Annotated in this window: 17 protein-coding genes and 1 tRNA gene; 4 read left to right on the top strand and 14 right to left on the bottom strand. The window is 46.1% G+C overall.

The features are described from left to right. Positions 1 to 3: 3 nt before the first annotated feature. The 13 genes from mltG to lspA all read right to left on the bottom strand — a co-directional run bounded on the left by mltG (position 4) and on the right by lspA (position 14,327). Positions 4 to 1,137, bottom strand: coding sequence for an endolytic transglycosylase MltG (mltG, locus tag ACI3E1_RS00090; RefSeq protein ID WP_405023644.1), 1,134 nt, complete (start codon positions 1,135 to 1,137; stop codon positions 4 to 6). 167 nt (positions 1,138 to 1,304) lie between these two features. After that, positions 1,305 to 2,225: a manganese-dependent inorganic pyrophosphatase gene (locus ACI3E1_RS00085; protein ID WP_405023643.1), complete on the bottom strand. Its 921-nt coding sequence runs from the start codon at positions 2,223 to 2,225 to the stop codon at positions 1,305 to 1,307. 34 nt (positions 2,226 to 2,259) lie between these two features. Continuing rightward, positions 2,260 to 3,219, bottom strand: a complete 960-nt coding sequence (locus ACI3E1_RS00080) for a LysR family transcriptional regulator (protein WP_405023642.1) — start codon at positions 3,217 to 3,219, stop codon at positions 2,260 to 2,262. A 127-nt stretch (positions 3,220 to 3,346) separates the two neighbouring features. Then, a complete protein-coding gene (gene pyrE, locus ACI3E1_RS00075; protein WP_405023641.1) occupies positions 3,347 to 3,979 on the bottom strand; it encodes an orotate phosphoribosyltransferase in 633 nt (210 codons plus the stop codon). Positions 3,980 to 3,982: 3 nt separating this feature from the next. Next, a complete protein-coding gene (gene pyrF, locus ACI3E1_RS00070) occupies positions 3,983 to 4,693 on the bottom strand; it encodes an orotidine-5'-phosphate decarboxylase (protein ID WP_405023640.1) in 711 nt (236 codons plus the stop codon). Further along, positions 4,683 to 5,624: a dihydroorotate dehydrogenase gene (locus ACI3E1_RS00065; RefSeq protein WP_405024040.1), complete on the bottom strand. Its 942-nt coding sequence runs from the start codon at positions 5,622 to 5,624 to the stop codon at positions 4,683 to 4,685. Before ACI3E1_RS00065 ends, pyrF begins: the two co-directional genes overlap by 11 nt. 23 nt (positions 5,625 to 5,647) lie before the next feature. Continuing rightward, positions 5,648 to 8,833, bottom strand: coding sequence for a carbamoyl-phosphate synthase large subunit (gene carB, locus ACI3E1_RS00060; RefSeq protein ID WP_405023639.1), 3,186 nt, complete (start codon positions 8,831 to 8,833; stop codon positions 5,648 to 5,650). Further along, positions 8,826 to 9,911 carry a carbamoyl phosphate synthase small subunit gene (locus tag ACI3E1_RS00055; protein ID WP_405023638.1) on the bottom strand — a complete coding sequence of 362 codons (1,086 nt, stop codon included), beginning with the start codon at positions 9,909 to 9,911 and terminating at the stop codon, positions 8,826 to 8,828. The genes carB and ACI3E1_RS00055 overlap by 8 nt, the downstream gene beginning before the upstream one ends. A 3-nt stretch (positions 9,912 to 9,914) precedes the next feature. Continuing rightward, positions 9,915 to 11,204, bottom strand: coding sequence for a dihydroorotase (locus ACI3E1_RS00050; protein ID WP_405023637.1), 1,290 nt, complete (start codon positions 11,202 to 11,204; stop codon positions 9,915 to 9,917). Beyond that, positions 11,204 to 12,154, bottom strand: coding sequence for an aspartate carbamoyltransferase catalytic subunit (locus ACI3E1_RS00045; protein ID WP_405023636.1), 951 nt, complete (start codon positions 12,152 to 12,154; stop codon positions 11,204 to 11,206). Before ACI3E1_RS00045 ends, ACI3E1_RS00050 begins: the two co-directional genes overlap by 1 nt. Before the next feature lie 147 nt (positions 12,155 to 12,301). Continuing rightward, a complete protein-coding gene (gene pyrR / locus ACI3E1_RS00040) occupies positions 12,302 to 12,829 on the bottom strand; it encodes a bifunctional pyr operon transcriptional regulator/uracil phosphoribosyltransferase PyrR (protein ID WP_405023635.1) in 528 nt (175 codons plus the stop codon). Between the two features lie 144 nt (positions 12,830 to 12,973). Continuing rightward, on the bottom strand, positions 12,974 to 13,894 hold the full coding sequence (locus ACI3E1_RS00035; RefSeq protein WP_405023634.1) for an RluA family pseudouridine synthase: 921 nt from the start codon (positions 13,892 to 13,894) through the stop codon (positions 12,974 to 12,976). Next, entirely contained in the window at positions 13,884 to 14,327 is a 444-nt protein-coding gene (gene lspA, locus ACI3E1_RS00030) for a signal peptidase II (RefSeq protein WP_405023633.1), read from the bottom strand. The genes ACI3E1_RS00035 and lspA overlap by 11 nt, the downstream gene beginning before the upstream one ends. Before the next feature lie 209 nt (positions 14,328 to 14,536). Here lspA and ACI3E1_RS00025 point away from each other — a divergent pair. From ACI3E1_RS00025 to ACI3E1_RS00010, 4 genes are all read left to right on the top strand, one after another. Then, a tRNA-Ser gene (locus tag ACI3E1_RS00025) sits at positions 14,537 to 14,623 on the top strand. A gap of 660 nt (positions 14,624 to 15,283) precedes the next feature. After that, positions 15,284 to 15,985, top strand: a complete 702-nt coding sequence (locus tag ACI3E1_RS00020; RefSeq protein ID WP_405023632.1) for a lantibiotic protection ABC transporter ATP-binding subunit — start codon at positions 15,284 to 15,286, stop codon at positions 15,983 to 15,985. Beyond that, complete coding sequence (locus ACI3E1_RS00015) at positions 15,978 to 16,718, top strand: hypothetical protein (RefSeq protein ID WP_405023631.1); 741 nt, start codon at positions 15,978 to 15,980, stop codon at positions 16,716 to 16,718. Before ACI3E1_RS00020 ends, ACI3E1_RS00015 begins: the two co-directional genes overlap by 8 nt. Beyond that, complete coding sequence (locus ACI3E1_RS00010) at positions 16,711 to 17,424, top strand: ABC transporter permease (protein WP_405023630.1); 714 nt, start codon at positions 16,711 to 16,713, stop codon at positions 17,422 to 17,424. The genes ACI3E1_RS00015 and ACI3E1_RS00010 overlap by 8 nt, the downstream gene beginning before the upstream one ends. Before the next feature lie 82 nt (positions 17,425 to 17,506). Here the strand turns inward: ACI3E1_RS00010 and ACI3E1_RS00005 are convergent. Next, a partial coding sequence (locus tag ACI3E1_RS00005) for a hypothetical protein (RefSeq protein ID WP_405023629.1) occupies positions 17,507 to 17,699 on the bottom strand: 193 nt, incomplete at its 5' end.

Here is a 17,699-nt window from a genome sequence, read left to right as displayed (position 1 = left end):
TCCTTAGTTATTATCACTATCTACTTTATCAACGTTCTGCTGGTGTGCACTGTAGGTTTGCGTAAAGTAAACCTTCCCGGTTTTCATGTTGGCCACAAAGTATAGGTAACCCTGATCACGGTCCTTGGGGTGAAGCACGGCTTGCACCGCAACAATGCTGGGATTGTTAACCGGGCCGGGGCCAACACCCGCATGCTGATATAAGTTGTACGGGGAGTTAACCTGTAAATCCTTGTAGGTAATGTTTTTATGGTGCTTATTTAAGGCATACTGAATTGAAACATCCGACTGAATTTTCATATTCTTATCCAACCGGTTTTCAAAAACCCCCGCAATCTTTGCCTGAACATCCGAGCTGCCACCCTCACCTTGAACTAGAGCCGCTAAGGCTAGTGTTTCTTGCACGGTCCATCCCCGATGCTTAATTTCATCGTAGTACGGACTCATCTCCTGGTTTTCTTTGGCAACCATTTGTTCAACCAGTTGCTTTAACGTTGTATGCTTATTGGCATAATACGTCGCCGGGTATAAATAGCCTTCAAGTTGATAACGAACGTGCTTTGCGTTAACCGCTGAACCAAGCAATTGCGGATACTTCTTCACAAGGGCCTTAATGAAGGCTTTGTTTTCCATTAGATTTAAGAAATCCCGTTTTGAATAACGGGTACGCGCTTGAATGACATTCCCAATTTCGTCAATCGTAGCTCCTTCCCGAACAAGAACCCGTCCGGCGAGTGGATGACTGTTGCCCCCTTGCTCGAGACTCTTTGCAATCTGATTAAGTGTCATTGCCGGAGTAAACTCATAGTAACCCGCCTTGAAGTTTCCCATATTATGCTTCCGGGTGTACCGGTTAAAGACAAATCCACTCTTAATAACACGCTTTTTTTCAAGTAACGCCCCAATTTGCTTGGGTGAACTACCCACGGGAACTTTTACCTCAATTTGCTGGTGCGAATTGGGATTGAGCGGTTGCTCAGCACTCCGCAAATAGTGGACCCCGAAAACAACAACTAAAAGAACCAGAACGATAATTCCAGTAACGGTTCCCCAAACGACTTTTCGGCCGTCCTTTTTTATCCGTTGGTGCTGGTGCCGTCGCGTTCTTCGTTTGGCATTCCGGTCTTGACTAGCCACAATACCCCTCCTAACAAACTTTATCTTTGCCATTATACAATAGATTTGCCTGGATACCACGGTGAATTCCGGCAAACCAGGCAAAAAAACAGAAATTAAGAAAAAAGAGGTGGTAATTGACGTCTTGCCAATCGCCATTCCCCTCTTAAAGAATGTTTATTTCTTACTTAAAAAGCCTTTTCCAATGGTGGAACTACTTGCTTCTTCCGGGAAACAACGCCTGGAAGATCCACCTTGCCATCAACGATCTTCTTGCCAAAGGCCTTCTCAACAACGGCTTGCGGTTCACCCACTACCATCAACCGTGTATCTGAATTAAGGATATCCGTTACCATCAGTAGGAACAAGTCGTATCCTTCCGCTGCGTTCTGCTTTTCAATCGCAGCCCGGAAAGCAGCTTCCCGCTTAAAAACGTCGTTCAAATCAACCGTGTTAATCTGGTCGATTCGGACCGTTTTATTGCCCATGTTAAACGACTTAGCATCGGCACTAATCAACTGTTCCTCACTCTTATCGTCAAGGTTTGTTCCGGCCTTTAACATTGCCAGGCCATATTCCTCATAATTAACCCCCGCAATTGCGGCTAACTCCTTTACCGCCTGCCGGTCTTCATCAGTCGTTGTTGGCGATTTCAATAGCAGCGTATCGGAAATAATCCCGGAAAGCATCAATCCAGCGATGTTTTTCGGCACATCAATTCCGTGCTGCTTGTATTCCTTGTAAATAATCGTACTGCAGCAACCAAGCGGTTCAGCATGAAAGTACAATGGTCCTTGCGTTTCAAAGTTTGCAATTCGGTGATGGTCAACCACGTGCGTAACCGTAACGTCCGCCAGGTCATCAACACTCTGCTGGGCCTCATTGTGGTCAACCAGCATTACAGCATCAACTTCCGGCGCAGCCTTGGTGATTACCCGTGGTGCTGGCTCGTTAAAGTAGTCTAACACAAACTTCGTCTCATCATTGGGTTCGCCGAGCGCAACGGCTTCAACCTCCCCACCAAGTTTGTTTTGTAAATATGCATACTCCTTAGCACATGCAATCGTGTCGGTATCTGGGTTCTTGTGTCCAAAAACTAATTCTTTCATGCCATTGTCTCCTCTTAATTATTCTTTCTTAAAACTAACGCGCTTGGTGAATCGCTGTCAAGCGTTCGGTATAATCCGCCGCATCAAGGTACTCCTTAAACCTATCCATGAAAAACGCAATCCGGGGAATTGACCCCTTATCCTTCCGGCAAATGCAGTCCATGTCAAAGTGGATTGCTGGCATAAACCGTTGAACTGTTAAGGGATTTTCATGCCGGTGAGCTAGTAAAAATGACTTAGGAAGCGCCGTACTAACGCGATTACTAATTGCAAACCGAAAAATCTGGGACGGCCGTGTGAAGGACGCAACGTAGTTTGGCTCGGTTACCATCCGCTGTTCGGACGCTTGGTTAATAACCTGATGAATGTAGTAATTTCCCGGATACGAGACCCAGTCCATCGTCGTGGCCGTTGCCAACTTAATCGAAGCTGCTGTGGCGTGAGAATCTGCATTCAAAAACATCAGTTCGTCAGTAATTATCCGCCATTTCTCGTACGCCTGCCAATCCTTAATCCGGTTATCCGGGAGGTAAAGGATTGCAATGTCTAAGGTATTATCGTCCAACCCCGCCCAGATTTCTTTCCGCGACATCATGTAACATTGAATCCGAATATCTGGGTGTTCGTGAGCATACCGTGTCACAAAGTCCGTAATTACGGTATCCTCAATTGATGACAAAATTCCTACGTTAATTACCCCATACGTCGCCGAACTAATCTGCTGGATTTCGTTCTGCGCCCTGTTCAAAATGTCCTTTACCTGTCTGGTTGCATCCAGCATAGTGTACCCGGCATCCGATAAGTGGAGTGTTTTCCCGGTCGAATAAAACAACGGTGCCCCGATTGCCTTTTCCAGCCGCTTAATTTGTTGGGTAAGTGCAGGCTGCGTGATCCCAAGAATTTTTGCCGCCCGCGTGTAACTCATAGTTTCCACTAATTGCAAAAAATACGACAGTGCCTTTGCCGAAAAAATATTCTGCTTATTACTCTTCATTGTCGTCCTCACTATTCGTACTCAACGCAGTAACGTTGGCTCCTGGTAGTTTCTCACCAGCTGTAGACTAACATTATATTGGGATTCACGCTAGTAATCAAGGTAATTTTACCACTTTACTATGAAGCTAATTCTTAAACCGGGCACCCCACGCCTGCGGATCCTGGCGCCAATCAGAAAGCACAGCCCGTTCTTCTGCAGTAACGTAATTTTCCTCTACCGCGGCATCTAACAACTCAGTATAGTTGGTAATCGTCGTGTACGGGATCCCCGCATTCCGGAAGTTTTCGTCCAACTGTGGAAGTTGGTAGCTAAAGATCCCGGCAACCCCAATGACCTGAGCACCCTCGGTTTTAGCAGCCGTAACCGCCTTAAGTACACTGCCACCCGTTGATAATAAATCGTCAATGACCACCGTCTTGGCCCCAGTAGGAAGAACCCCCTCAACCTGCCGGCCCTGGCCGTGATCCTTTGGTTTTGAACGAACATAGACAAGCGGTAGGTTTAATTCCGCAGCAACCCACGCTGCGTGGGGAATCCCCGCCGTTGCAGTTCCAGCAATTACCGCAACACCCGAGTAACGCTCCTTAATCTGCGCAGCAATCCCCTGTGCAATCCGGGTCCGGATTTCCGGATAACTAATCGTTAACCGGTTATCACAGTAAATCGGACTCTTTAACCCACTTGCCCACGTAAACGGTTTGGTTGGTGACAATTCAACCGCCTTGATTGATAAAAGGTCCTTTGCAATCTGTTTCATTTGTTACTCCTCCCATAACTTCTTCACTAGCCGGTATGCCGCTACCGGATCATCCGCCTGAGTAATCGCCCGACCAACCACGATAGCACTTGATTGGTTGGCGGCTGCCTGATTAGGGGTCATTACCCGTTTTTGGTCACCAACCGCGCCGCCTGCCAGCCGAATCCCGGGAGTAACCCGCATGAAATCAGCTGCAGTAACCGCGGCAATTGCAGCGGCTTCATGGGCGGAACATACTACCCCGTCCATTCCCGCCTGCTGGGCAACGCGCGCATAGTTAAGCACGCTTTCTTGCAAGCCAACCTGAATTAGCTGCTCGCGGTGCATCTGTTCTTCACTCGTTGACGTTAACTGGGTAATCGCTAAAATCTGAGGGATCCGTTGCCCGGCAGCCCCGTCAAGTAATCCTTCCTTCGCAGCGGCCATCATCTCCCGACCACCCGCAGCATGGACGGTGGTAAGTTGCACCCCAAGTTTTCCCAGCACCCGGGCAGCGGCGTGAACGGTGTGGGGAATATCATGCAGCTTTAAGTCAAGAAAAACGTCATGCCCCCGGTCAAGGAGCGCCCGCACAAAATCTTGTCCTTCGCTGTAATACATTTCCATCCCAATTTTAACGAAAAGGTGCTCGTCTTGGGGAAAACGGTCCAAAAAACGAGTTGCCTGCTCCTGGTCAGGAAAATCTAATGCAATAATCGGTCGGTTAATCTTCATTAATAAATTTCCTCCTTACATCAGCGTGCAACTGAGCGAGACTTTCAACGTGGAGCTCGTCCATTAAAGCAGGCAAAGCAGCTACGATATGTTCAATTGCATGGGCATCTGCAAAGTGAGCGCTCCCGACAGCCACGGCACTTGCGCCTGCCATCATCATTTCAAGCACGTCCTCAGCTGTCGCAACCCCGCCCATACCAATGATTGGCAGGGTTGTTGCGTGGGCCACCTGGTAAATCATACGCACTGCGATTGGCTTCACCGGGCGACCGGAGTATCCTCCCGTGACGTTTGCAACAACAGGAGTCCCCGTGTGCACGTCGATATGCATCCCTAACAGCGTATTAATTAAGCTTAACCCATCAGCGCCCCCGCGTTCAGCGGCAAGAGCAATTGTCACAATATCCGTAACATTGGGGGTCAGCTTAACGTAAACAGGAAGCGTCCCAACCCGCTTCTTCACGGCGCGGGTAATGGCTTCGACCTGTGCTGGATCCGTTCCAAATAACATTCCTTCATCCTTAACGTTCGGACACGAAACGTTGATTTCCAGTGCGTTCACTGGCGCCGTTGCTAACTTAGCAGCTACTGCGGCGTATTCCTCAATCGATCCGCCCGAAACGCTCGCAATAATTGGCAAGTCTGGATATTTTTGCCGCACTGCTGGAATTTTTTCGTTGGCTACCGCATCCACCCCGGGACCCGCAAGGCCAACAGCATTCAAGACGCCGTCATCCAGCACCGCAATCCGGGGTTCGGGGTTGCCCACCCGGGGCCGGGGCGTTGCGGTCTTAATGACCATTGCTCCAAACTGGTTTAAGTCTACCTGCTGAGCTAAGGGGGTGTCCCCAAACCCAAACGTCCCGCTAGCAGGCATCAGCGGATTTTTCAACATTAATCCTGGTAACTTAACGGCTAACCGGTTAGTCATTTCCATCGATACTTCACCTCATTTTATAGTGCGTCCGTTGCAAATGACCGGTTCTCAAGCGCTTTTAAGAGAGCGTCCGCTGTGTTCAGCGATGTTAACAACGGAATGTTGTGTTCAATGGCCGTTTGCCGGATCGTAAAACCATCGGAGGCGACATCCTGGTCATCCCCCATCGTGTTAATTACCAGCTGAACAGCGTTCCGCTGAAGCATGCTCAAGATTCCGTAATGCTGCTGATCATCCTCACCAATCTTATTAACCTGGGTAACGTGAAGCCCGTTACTCTCAAGGAAACGAGCCGTCCCCTTCGTTGCAAAGATTCGGTACCCAATTCTGCTGAAACGCTTAGCTAGTGGAAGGACTGCTTCCTTATCCCGTTCATCAATGGTCAACAGGACCCGCCCTGCTTCTGGTAACTCCATCTTTGCGCCGACAAAGGCCTTATAAAGAGCCTTTTCAAACGTTTTATCGCTTCCCATTACTTCACCGGTAGACTTCATCTCTGGTCCAAGATAGCTATCAACATCGGCTAGTTTACTGAACGAGAAGACAGGTGCCTTAACGTTTACACGATCACTTTCTGGGAAAAGACCGGATTCGTATCCTAGTTCCTTCAAAGTGGAGCCAAGAATAACTTTTGTCGCCACTTGTGTCATTTTGATCCCGGTAATCTTACTTAAGAACGGTACCGTCCGACTAGCCCGCGGATTAACCTCCAGCACGTACACTTCATTATCGTGCACAATGAACTGAATATTCATAATCCCAATGCACTTAAGCGCCACGGCAAGTTTTTTAGTTGCCGCAACAATCTGGTCCTTGATGTCCTGGCTAAACGTTTGCGGTGGGTACACGGCCATTGAATCCCCGGAGTGAACCCCAGCATGTTCAATGTGTTCCATGATTCCTGGTAACAGCACGTCAGTCCCGTCACAAATGGCATCCACCTCACACTCACGCCCTTCCAAGTAAGCGTCGATCAAAATGGGGTGGTCAATTGCCGCCGTTGCGTTATCCTTCAGGTAAGCAAGGAGTTCGGCTTCATCGTTTACGATTGCCATGGCCTTTCCCCCTAAAACATAACTTGGCCGAACTAAAACCGGGTACCCAATTTCTTGAGCACACTTAAGAACAGCTTCCTGTGTCGTCGCCGTCTTACCAATTGGTTGCTTCAACCCAAGGTCGTTGATTACTTCATCAAATAGCTCCCGGTCCTCTGCCCGATCAAGGTCCTTTACCGTCGTCCCAAGTACCTTAACGCCATGGGCTTCCAAACCAGCTGCAAGGTTAATGGCAGTTTGTCCCCCAAATTGAACAATTACACCCTTAGGCTGTTCTAAGTCGACCACGTTAAGAACATCTTCCAACGTTAATGGTTCAAAGTATAGTTTGTCCGAAACAGAAAAATCGGTGGACACCGTTTCTGGGTTGGAATTCATAATGATAGCTTCATACCCAGCATCCTGAAGCGCCTTAACGGCGTGAACAGTGGCGTAATCAAACTCGACCCCCTGCCCAATCCGAATTGGACCTGATCCAATAACCATCACGGATTCCTTTTTTGACCGCATACTTTCGTTTTCCTGGTCATAGGTACTGTAGAAGTACGGCGTGTGGGATTCAAATTCAGCCGCGCACGTATCCACCATCTTGTAAACCGGCTTAATCTCGTTGTCTAGCCGAAATTTGCGGACATCGTCTTCTTGAACATCCCACAGTCGGGCCACCGTGTAGTCACTAAAGCCGTAGTACTTCGCCCGCCGCAAAACATTCACGTCACGCCGGTTAGCTGCTAACTCCTGCTCCAACTCGGTAATGTGCTTAACGATGTCCAGGAAATACGGGCTGATCTTAGTAAACTCGTGAACTTCTTCCAGGGTGTAGCCCCGCCGAAAAGCCTCAGCTAAGTAGAATAACCGATCATCCTGTGGGTGCACCAGCTTTGCTTCCAGTTGATCATCCGTAGCTTCCTGCGCCACTTGTGAAATTAAGTCCTTTTCATCAATTTCCAGGGACCGGACGGCCTTTTGGAGCGCTTCTTCAACGTTCCGGCCGATTGCCATTACTTCCCCCGTCGCTTTCATCTGCGTCCCAAGATTCCGGTCTGCCTTGGTAAACTTATCAAACGGCCACCGCGGAATCTTCGCAACCACGTAATCAAGGGCCGGCTCAAATTCAGCGTAGGTTGTCCCCGTAACCGGGTTGATGATTTCGTCTAAGGTTAACCCTACCGCAATTTTGGCTGCCATCTTAGCAATCGGGTACCCCGTCGCCTTAGAAGCCAGGGCAGATGACCGCGAAACCCGTGGGTTAACTTCAATGACACTGTAGTTAAAACTGTTAGGATCGATGGCTAACTGAACGTTACAGCCCCCCTCAATCTTGAGAGCCCGAATCAGCTTTAAGGCACAGTCCCGTAGCATCTGGTACTCACGGTCCGTTAGCGTTTGTGTTGGCGCCATAACAATTGAGTCCCCGGTGTGAATCCCAACCGGATCGAAGTTTTCCATCGAACAAACCACCATTGCGTTGTTGGCAGAATCGCGCATCACTTCAAACTCAATTTCCTTGTACCCCTTAATACTCTTTTCAATTAAACACTGGGTTGCCGGGGAAAGGTCTAACCCGTTGGCAACAATCTCCTCGAGCTCTTCTTTGGTGTCACACATTCCACCACCGGTACCTCCCATTGTAAAGGCCGGCCGTACAATAACAGGGTACCCGATTTCAGCGGCAAAATCCGTGGCTTCTTCCACGGTGTTAACCGTCTTGGAAGGCGGAACTGGCTCGTCAAGGTCTTTCATTAATTGCTTAAACCGTTCCCGGTCTTCCGCCTGATCAATTGCATCCAATTTTGTTCCGAGTAATTCAATGCCGAGTTCGTCTAAGATTCCCGAATCATGCAGGGCCACTGCTAGGTTTAACCCAATTTGTCCCCCAATTGTTGGTAAGAGGGCATCCGGGTACTCCTGCCGCAGAATCCGAGAAACCGAGTCAACCGTCAGGGGTTCGATGTACACCTTGTCGGCAATTTCCGTATCCGTCATAATCGTGGCCGGATTAGAGTTAACTAAAACCACCTCGTACCCCTCTTCCCGCAATGCCATGCAGGCCTGGGTTCCGGAGTAATCAAATTCAGCGGCCTGGCCGATAATAATTGGGCCGGAGCCGATTACCATAATCTTATGAATATCTGTTCGCTTAGGCATTCCGGTGCGCTTCCTTTCGTTCGTCAATAAGTTGCATAAAGTCGTCAAAGAGGTCGACCGCATCATGCGGCCCCGGCGCTGCGTCCGGGTGGAACTGGACGGAAAAGGCCGGATACTTCCGGTGACGCAGCCCCTCAACGGTGTGATCGTTGATTTCCTGGTGTGTAATGATTAATTCGTTCGGATCAACCGAATCCGGGTCAACCGCGTACCCATGGTTCTGGGAAGTAAACATAATCCGCCCCGTGGCAATTTCCCGAACTGGATGGTTGAATCCGCGATGACCAAACTTCATCTTAAAGGTCTTAGCCCCGTTAGCCAGCGCAAAAATCTGATGGCCCATGCAAATTCCCATCAACGGAATGTGCTTCTCGACTTCTTGCACCATGGCAGCGGCTGCCGGAATATCAACCGGGTCGCCAGGGCCGTTTGATAGCAAGACCCCATCCGGATTAAGCCGTAAAATCTCTTCGGCGGTCGCCGTTGCGGGGAGCACAATCGTGTTGCACCCCCGTTTGCCAAGTTCCCGGAGCATACTGTGCTTGAGGCCATAGTCTACTAGCACCACGTTCCGTTTACTTCCCGGATTCGGGTATGGCTTGCTGGTTGTTACCTGCTCAATAATTCCGGCATTAATCACCGTGGCCTTCAGCTGATCAAGGGTGTGCTTATCCGGCGCAACGTTTGTAATTCGTCCCTTCATTGTTCCGTGCGAACGAATAATCTTTGTCAGCATCCGCGTATCAATTCCCTTAATTCCCGGAATATCCATCTGCTTTAGAAAGTGGTCGAAAGTGTCTTGCTTCCGCCAGCTACTGGAAACCCGGGCTAACTCCCGGCATACAACTCCGCAACAACTGGGTTCAATTGACTCATAATCGTCCAGATTAACCCCGTAATTTCCAATTAAAGGATTCGTAAATGTCAGAATCTGATTAGCATATGACTGGTCTGTTACGGATTCCTGGTACCCCGTCATCCCGGTATTAAATACAACTTCGCCGGTACATTCACCGGCTGCCCCAAAGGCTTCGCCGGTAAAGACGGTCCCATCTTCAAGTACTAAGTAACGCTCCACGGCTTAATCCTCCTTTTGCTCGTAAACAACCTGGCCAGCAACCATGGTTAGAACGGTGGTCCCATATACCCGGTGCCCGGTAAACGGCGTATTGGTTCCCTTAGAGTAGTATTCCGCCGCGGTTAACACGTGCGGTTGCTTCAGGTCAAAAATTGCGATGTCCGCTGGTTGTCCGGGCATTAACGTCCCCGCTTGATCCAAGTGGAACAGTTCTGCCGGCCGCCGACTCAGCCAGTTCAACAACTGTGGAAGCGTAAAGACCCCTGTCCGTACATAGCGCGTATACAGCGTACTGAACGCCGTTTCACTTCCGGTAATTCCAAACGCTGCGTGGCGCAAATCACCCGTTTTTTCTTCCTTGCTATGCGGCGCGTGGTCGGTGGCAATCATATCAATTGTTCCGTCCAACAACCCGTCAATGACGGCCTGCCGGTCAGCTTCGCTCCGTAACGGCGGGTTCATCTTAAAATTCGGATCATCCACCGTAACGTCGTCTTCTGTAAGTAACATGTGATGCGGGGCTGCTTCACACGTAACGTGAATGCCTTGTTGTTTAGCCCACCGGACCAGCGCCACGCTTTCTTTTGTTGAAACGTGGCAAATGTGATAGTGCACACCTGTTGCCTGCGCTAACAGGAGGTCACGGGCAACCTGGGAAGATTCTGCCACTCCCGGAATTCCAGGTAAGCCCAATTTAGCAGCCCGCTGGCCGGCATTCATCACCCCGTTAAGCTTAAGCGATTCATCCTCGACGTGAGCCGCAAGCGGCAACCCCGTTGCGGCAATTCCTTCCATGGCCGTCATCATCGCGCCAGCAGTTTGGATCCCCGAACCATCGTTACTAAATCCAATAGCGCCCGCTTCTTTTAGGGCCTGGTAATCAACCGGACGCTCACTTGTCCGGTTCTGGGTAATCGTGGCGTACTGGTAAATATGCACAACCCCATCTTGCGCGTTCAACTTTTCCATGGCCCGTAATTTATCCGGCGTATCCGGCGCAGGATCAACGTTCGGCATCGCACACACAGTCGTAAATCCCCCATGAGCTGCCGCTTGGCTTCCCGTTTTAATGGTTTCTTTATACGTTTGCCCCGGTTCCCGGTAGTGTACATGAACGTCAACAAGGCCTGGCGTAACCAGTTTGTCAGTCGCCTTAATGGTGCGGTCAATTTCTTCTCCTAGTGCATCCAGATCCCTTCCAATGGCGCGAATCCGCCCGTCACTTACAAGGATATCCTGTTGCGTAACCTGATTATTATGAAAAACATTTCCGTCCTTAATTAAGATATTCATTATTCCAATCCCCCTAACTGACGGCCCCGTAAGACCGCTTCAAGCATCGCCATCCGGACAAAGACCCCGTTTTGCATTTGGTTCACAAAGCGAGACTTGGGTGCTTCAACCAGCGCACTCGCAAACTCCACATCCCGGTTAATCGGCCCCGGATGCATGATAATCGTCTGATCTTTCATCCGTTCGTACCGTTCCCGGTTAATTCCATACTGCTTGTGGTAAGCAGCCGCATTAAAATGATCATCCTCCCCAGCAGCATGTCGTTCGTGCTGCACGCGAAGCAGCATCACAACATCAACCATGCTTACAAGCTCATCAACATCCCGGTATTCTCCGTACGCGTTAAACTCATCACTAAACCAATTTTCTGGCCCCGCAAAGTACAGCGTTGCGCCAAGCGTCTTTAACATCTGCATGTCGCTCCGAGCCACCCGGGAATTGGTTAAGTCACCAATAATCGCCACCTTCAACCCGTCAAAATGGCCAAACTGCTCGTAGATTGTTAACATATCCAGCATGCACTGGGATGGATGCTGCCCGCTACCATCACCGGCATTCAAAATACCGATATTCAGGTGCTGGTCTGGCCGGAGATTAATTAACTGATTGTAATACTCATTTTCGGAGTGACGGATGACTGCCAGGTTGCATCCCACAGCCCCCAAGGTGAGCAACGTATCATACAGCGTCTCGCCCTTCTTCATTGAACTGGCCTGCGGGAAAAACGGAATCGTTTGAATTCCGAGCCGCCGTTCCGCCATCTCAAAGCTGGAACGTGTCCGTGTGGAATTTTCAAAGAACATATTGGCCGCGTACACAGGTTGCCGCAGATAAAAATCAGCGGTACCACGCTTAAATGCCTGGGCGCGGTGGATAATTTTCATTACCTGATCATCTGTCAGGTCCTTAACGGATACAAAGTGTGGTAAACGAACAAACTCGTCAGTCATCTCTGACTCCTTTCTGCCTTTTCGGCTTCCCCTCTCTGCAAAATAAAAACCCGGACCGTTTTCCGCCGGTCCGGGCAAAAGAGAGTTTTCGCAAAGAAAACCCAACCGTTTTGCCCTCACGGGGGTCAATTAAATGGTTGAATTAAATCACTTATGTTCAATTGTAACGGCATCATGGTCATCAACTTCAGTGACAGCTACCTTAACATCTTCGTCCTGCGCCGTCGGAATGTTTTTTCCGACAAAGTCAGCACGTAACGGTAATTCCCGGTGTCCCCGGTCAATTAAGACCGCAAGTGAAATGCGCGCCGGACGGCCCTGATCCATCAGGGCATCTAACGCTGCCCGGATTGTCCGCCCGGTAAACAGCACGTCATCAACCAGAACAACGTTTTGGCCGGTCAAATTAAGATCATCCGCCTCTGCCGCCGCCTGTCGCTTGATTGATGACGGTTGATCATCCCGGTACTGCGACACATCAAGTTCCTTTACCGGAACAACCGCACCCTCAAGCTGTTTTAACCGCGCAGCAATCCGCTGAGCAAGGAAAATACCACGGGTCTTAATCCCAACAAGAACTAGTCCCGAAACGCCTTTATTTTTTTCAATAATTTCGTAGGTCATCCGGGTCAGTGCCCGCTTCATCGCCATCGCATCTAAGACTTGTTTGGTCATAAAATTTCCTCCTGTTCACAAAAAAGAACCACTTAGCCATATAAAAGTAAGGCTAAGCGGTTCTCTCGGCCATACTAATAACCGAACCGTACCCCCTTATTAGCCTCACAGGACCAAATTAAAAGGACAATTGTTACCTTTAATTTACTGAATCCGGCCCCGTTTGTCAAGCCGCGCCAGCGTTCGTTCAAACACTGGCGGAAGCGGGGCCGTAAAGATAAGTTGTTTTCCAGTTACTGGATGAGTAAACCCTAGTTTTCCCGCGTGAAGAAACTGACCGTTTCCCGTTAATGTCTTTCGGGGCCCGTATAGAGGATCACCAGCAAGCGGATGCCCAATATATTTCATGTGAACCCGAATCTGGTGCGTTCGCCCAGTTTCAAGCTGACACTTAATTAAGGTGTAATCGCCGTACCGCCGTGCCACCGTAAAGTGTGTTACCGCCATCCGCCCATCAGAAACTACCGCCTGCTGTTTTCTGTTCTTAGGGTTACGGCCAAGCGGGGCATCTACAGTACCATGATCTTCCCGAATGTTGCCGTGAACAAGCGCCGTATATTCGCGAATGTTGGTCTTAGCCTTTAGCTGGGCAGCCAACGACCGGTGTGCCCGGTCGGTTTTGGCCACCATCAATAACCCTGACGTATCCTTATCAATCCGGTGGACAATCCCTGGCCGGTAAGTCCCGTTAATGGTCGAGAGCGGACAATGGTATAGTAGCGCATTGACCAGCGTATGGTTGGGATGCCCCGGTGCCGGATGAACCACCATCCCCTGTGGTTTATTCACCACTAATACGTCGTCATCCTCATACACAATATCCAGCGGAATGTTTTCCGGTTGTAAATCAAGGTGAACGGGCTTTGGTTCCATCACCTGAATCAGGTCGCCCTGCCGAACCTGATCCTTGGCACGGGGAACACTGCCGTTAACCGTGACCGCCCCGGATTTAATCAACCGGTGAAACTGTGACCGGGAGTACTGCGGGAACAGCTGGGGTAACACCTTATCAATGCGGCCCTGTTGGGTTGTAATCGTCGTCGTCAACATGTTTTTACAAGGCATCGTCCTGCATCACAGTTAGCAAGACGATGATCACGCCAAGTGTCAGGGCAACATCGGCAACGTTAAAGATGGGAAACTGGATAAACCTAAATTCAAACATATCAACCACGTAGCCTACCACGAGCCGGTCAATAAAGTTTCCCAGCGTTCCCCCAATCATCAGGGAAATTCCCAGGGCGTATCCCCAGTTATGCCATAGATCACGGAAAAAATAAATCATGATTGATAACGCAATTACGGTAAAAATCAAGAAGAAGATCCGGTGACCAAGAAGGAGGCTCCACGCTGCCCCGTAATTCTGGACGTGCGTTACTGATAAAATGTGCGGGACTAACGTATAACTAACGTTTACTGGAATCTGGGTCCGCACAAAAAACTTAACGAGTTGGTCAAGCAGCACGACCGCAAAAATAATTAACAAGTACATTGGCATAACCGATCACCCCGTATCTAGCTATTCTTGATAGCCGTTCAATATCCTTCTCATTGTACTCTTTTTGCCTGGAAGCGCCAACTGTTAGCAAAACAAAAGGTAGTCGTTGCCGGCTACCTTTTAGGAGATTGTCCAATTAATTACAAATAATCACCAATCAAATGATTGTTGCAACTTTCTCACGAACCTTTTATAATAAGTAGCGTTACGGAGAGTTGGCAGAGTGGTAATGCACCGGACTCGAAATCCGGCGAACCGGTAGTACCGGCGCGCAGGTTCAAATCCTGTACTCTCCTTTTTAATGAGTCATATGTTATCACGAAACCCCGTAAAATATTGATTTTACGGGGTTTTACTTTTTGGTGAATCATATGTTTTCGTATGTTTTTGCAAAAACTGTGCACATCGTGTGCACACACTTTTAATTTTTTATTCTTTTTTAAGCGCTATACCAATATATTTTTTAGTACATTTCAGTTTAATATTAGTGCTAATAAAAAACTCCTCCGCAAAATAACGAAAGAGTCTTTTATGGTGAATATATTATCTTATATGTGTGCAACGTTAGATTCAGGATTGTTACAATCACTCTTAAACGCCTATATTATATGCAAAACGACCCCAGCCATTACAGCTTGGGATCATTTTGTGCAGGCAGCTAACCCATCCCCTACTTGCAACAAATATTAGAGTAAACAAAAATCACTTCATACAAAACAACGCTCGTATGGCGGGAGATCAAAACTAGCAAATATACTACCACGTACCGTTAGACAAAGTTTTGGCAAGACAAAAATTATTATTACTGATATAATTTGCGTATTGTTGATAAATAATAAGAATGTGCGATTAGCTATGTTGAAAAGCATTTTGAACATAAAAGAATTTAGAAAGAAATATAAATCCAAATATGTTTTAAAAGATGTCAATCTAAACGTATATGAAGGAGAAATAAAATGAATTTCATATTAACAACAAAAAGTTTAACTAAGTCTTATCGTAATCAACAAGCATTAAATAATGTAAATATTCATATACCTGAAAATAAAATATATTGTTTATTAGGGCCAAATGGAGCTGGTAAGACTACACTTATGAAGATAATTACAGGAATGACTTCACCAACAAGTGGCGATGTAGAATTTAACCACCACAAATGGACAAGAAAGGATTTATCTAATATCGGTTCACTAATAGAAGAGGCTCCAATATATGGAAATTTAACAGCAAGAGAAAATATCCAAGTTATTAACCGATTACGGGGAGAATCTGATAGCAATATTGAAAAAATATTAAGTACTGTAGGGTTAGAAGATAGTAAAAAACTTTCCAAAAACTTTTCTTTAGGGATGAAAGAAAGATTAGGAATTGCATTAGCATTAGTGGGAGATCCGCAGCTTTTGATCCTTGATGAACCAACAAATGGATTAGATCCAATAGGAATTCAGGAACTGAGAAATTTGATCGTCAAATTAAAATCAAAAGGCATCACGATTATAATTGCAAGTCATATGTTATCTGAAATTGAAAAGTTGGCTGACTATATAGGAATAATCTCGGATGGAAGATTACTTCTAGAAGAAGAGTACACTCTAAATACAGACCTTGAAAAACTCTTCAATAAAACCATTGCAGACGGGAGGAAAGGAAATGATTAGTAAATTAGTCGATTACTATAAAAGTGAATCTCTAAAAAATAAACGATTGTTAGTAACAAAGTTACCTTTCCTATTTCCCGTTCTTATAATCATTGCTGATGTTATCTTTTTCTCTTCAACTGGGTATGTAGTAGAAAGTGCTATAAATCAGTGGAGCTTCTTATGGTTAAATGTTTTTTTAGCATTGGAAGCGGGACTCATAGATCAGCATGAAAAACATAGCACTCAGTACAAAGTAATTACTAGTTCTCCAATAAATTTAAAATTATATGGTGTTTCTGGCCTACTTTATGAAATGATGTTATCCGTAAAAGTAAACCTTATTTTTGTATTACTAACACTAATTTTAGGCGGGGTAATGGGAATTAAAGTTTCTTTAATAAATTGTTTAATATCAGTGATTGGTATATTTTTATCCTCACTTTGGTTAATTCCGCTATATACAATTCTAGCTCGTATTTTCAATATTTATTTGGTATTAATTGTTTCCTTTGCTAGTTTCTTTTTATCACCGTCAACCCAATCTGTTTTTGGAAAATTATTTCCTTATAACTGGCCAGCTATTTTTCCGGTCTATTGGATAAAACTTCAAGTAAACGGACTTCCAATTAAGCAGTATACAACCATCCATCCAGTATATTGGCCGATATTTGCTTCCATACTCTTGACAATTGTTTTAACTATACTAGCAAGTACAATATTTAGCAGATTGGAGGTAAAGAATAATGGTTAATATATTTAGAGCTGAATTTATAAAAAACAAACGAAGTAGCATATTATGGTTACATTTATTTGCTTTAGTAGCGTTTCCTATAATACTTGGAGTGTATTATGGAGTGCACGTTCGATGTACAGCTCAAATTGCAGTAAAGATGTATTATCAGTTGGTGTCTTTAATGACTCCACTGGTAATAAGTATCATTATTACAATAGTAAACAAGCGAGAATCTAAAGCCGGTCATTTTAAAAATTTGATATCAGTACCCACACGTAAAGAAAGAATGTTAAATGAGCAATTATTTTTTTACATTGTACTTTATCTAATTGTAATTTTGGGGTCGTCAATAATATATTGGGGTGTTTTTTCAAAACTTAGTGGTGGATTTCTTTTAAAAGGGATTGTTATTAGTTTATTTATGTGGATCCTTTCTATTTCACAGTATGAAATTTACAGGATAATTGCCTATGTTTTTAGTAACGGAATAACATTATTATTAGGAATTATAGGATCATTTACAGCGGTATTGGGGAATACCGTTTTGTTTGATAAATTTTGGTTCTTAATACCATGGATATGGCAGGGAAGATTGGCTGTTTTTTATTCCCAAGCGGTACCTGTTAGCATTCTTAAGATGTATGCTATGCAATATATCTTATGTTTGATAATTACTTTATTTATTTATATCGTATCAAATGTCATTTTCAAAAAGAAAAATTAAACTAGTATCTATTTAAGAAAATCATTCAAATAAATATAAATTATGTTATCAACAATGATTTATATTCCTTAAACTGCGGGAATTAGAAGCTAGCTGCCATTATATATTGCACATTTTGTACTCCCCTTTTTAATGAATCATATGTTATCATAAAACCCCGTAAAACGTTGATTTTGCGGGATTTTGTTTTTTGATGAATCATATGTTTTCGTATGTTTTTGCAAAAACTGTGCACATCGTGTGCACACACTTTTAATTTTTTATTCTTTTTTAAG

It is taken from the genome of Ligilactobacillus sp. LYQ139 (assembly GCF_045033025.1).
Classification (GTDB): domain Bacteria; phylum Bacillota; class Bacilli; order Lactobacillales; family Lactobacillaceae; genus Ligilactobacillus.
Note: the sequence above shows the minus strand (reverse complement) of the source record. Positions and strands in the feature narration are given on the sequence as shown.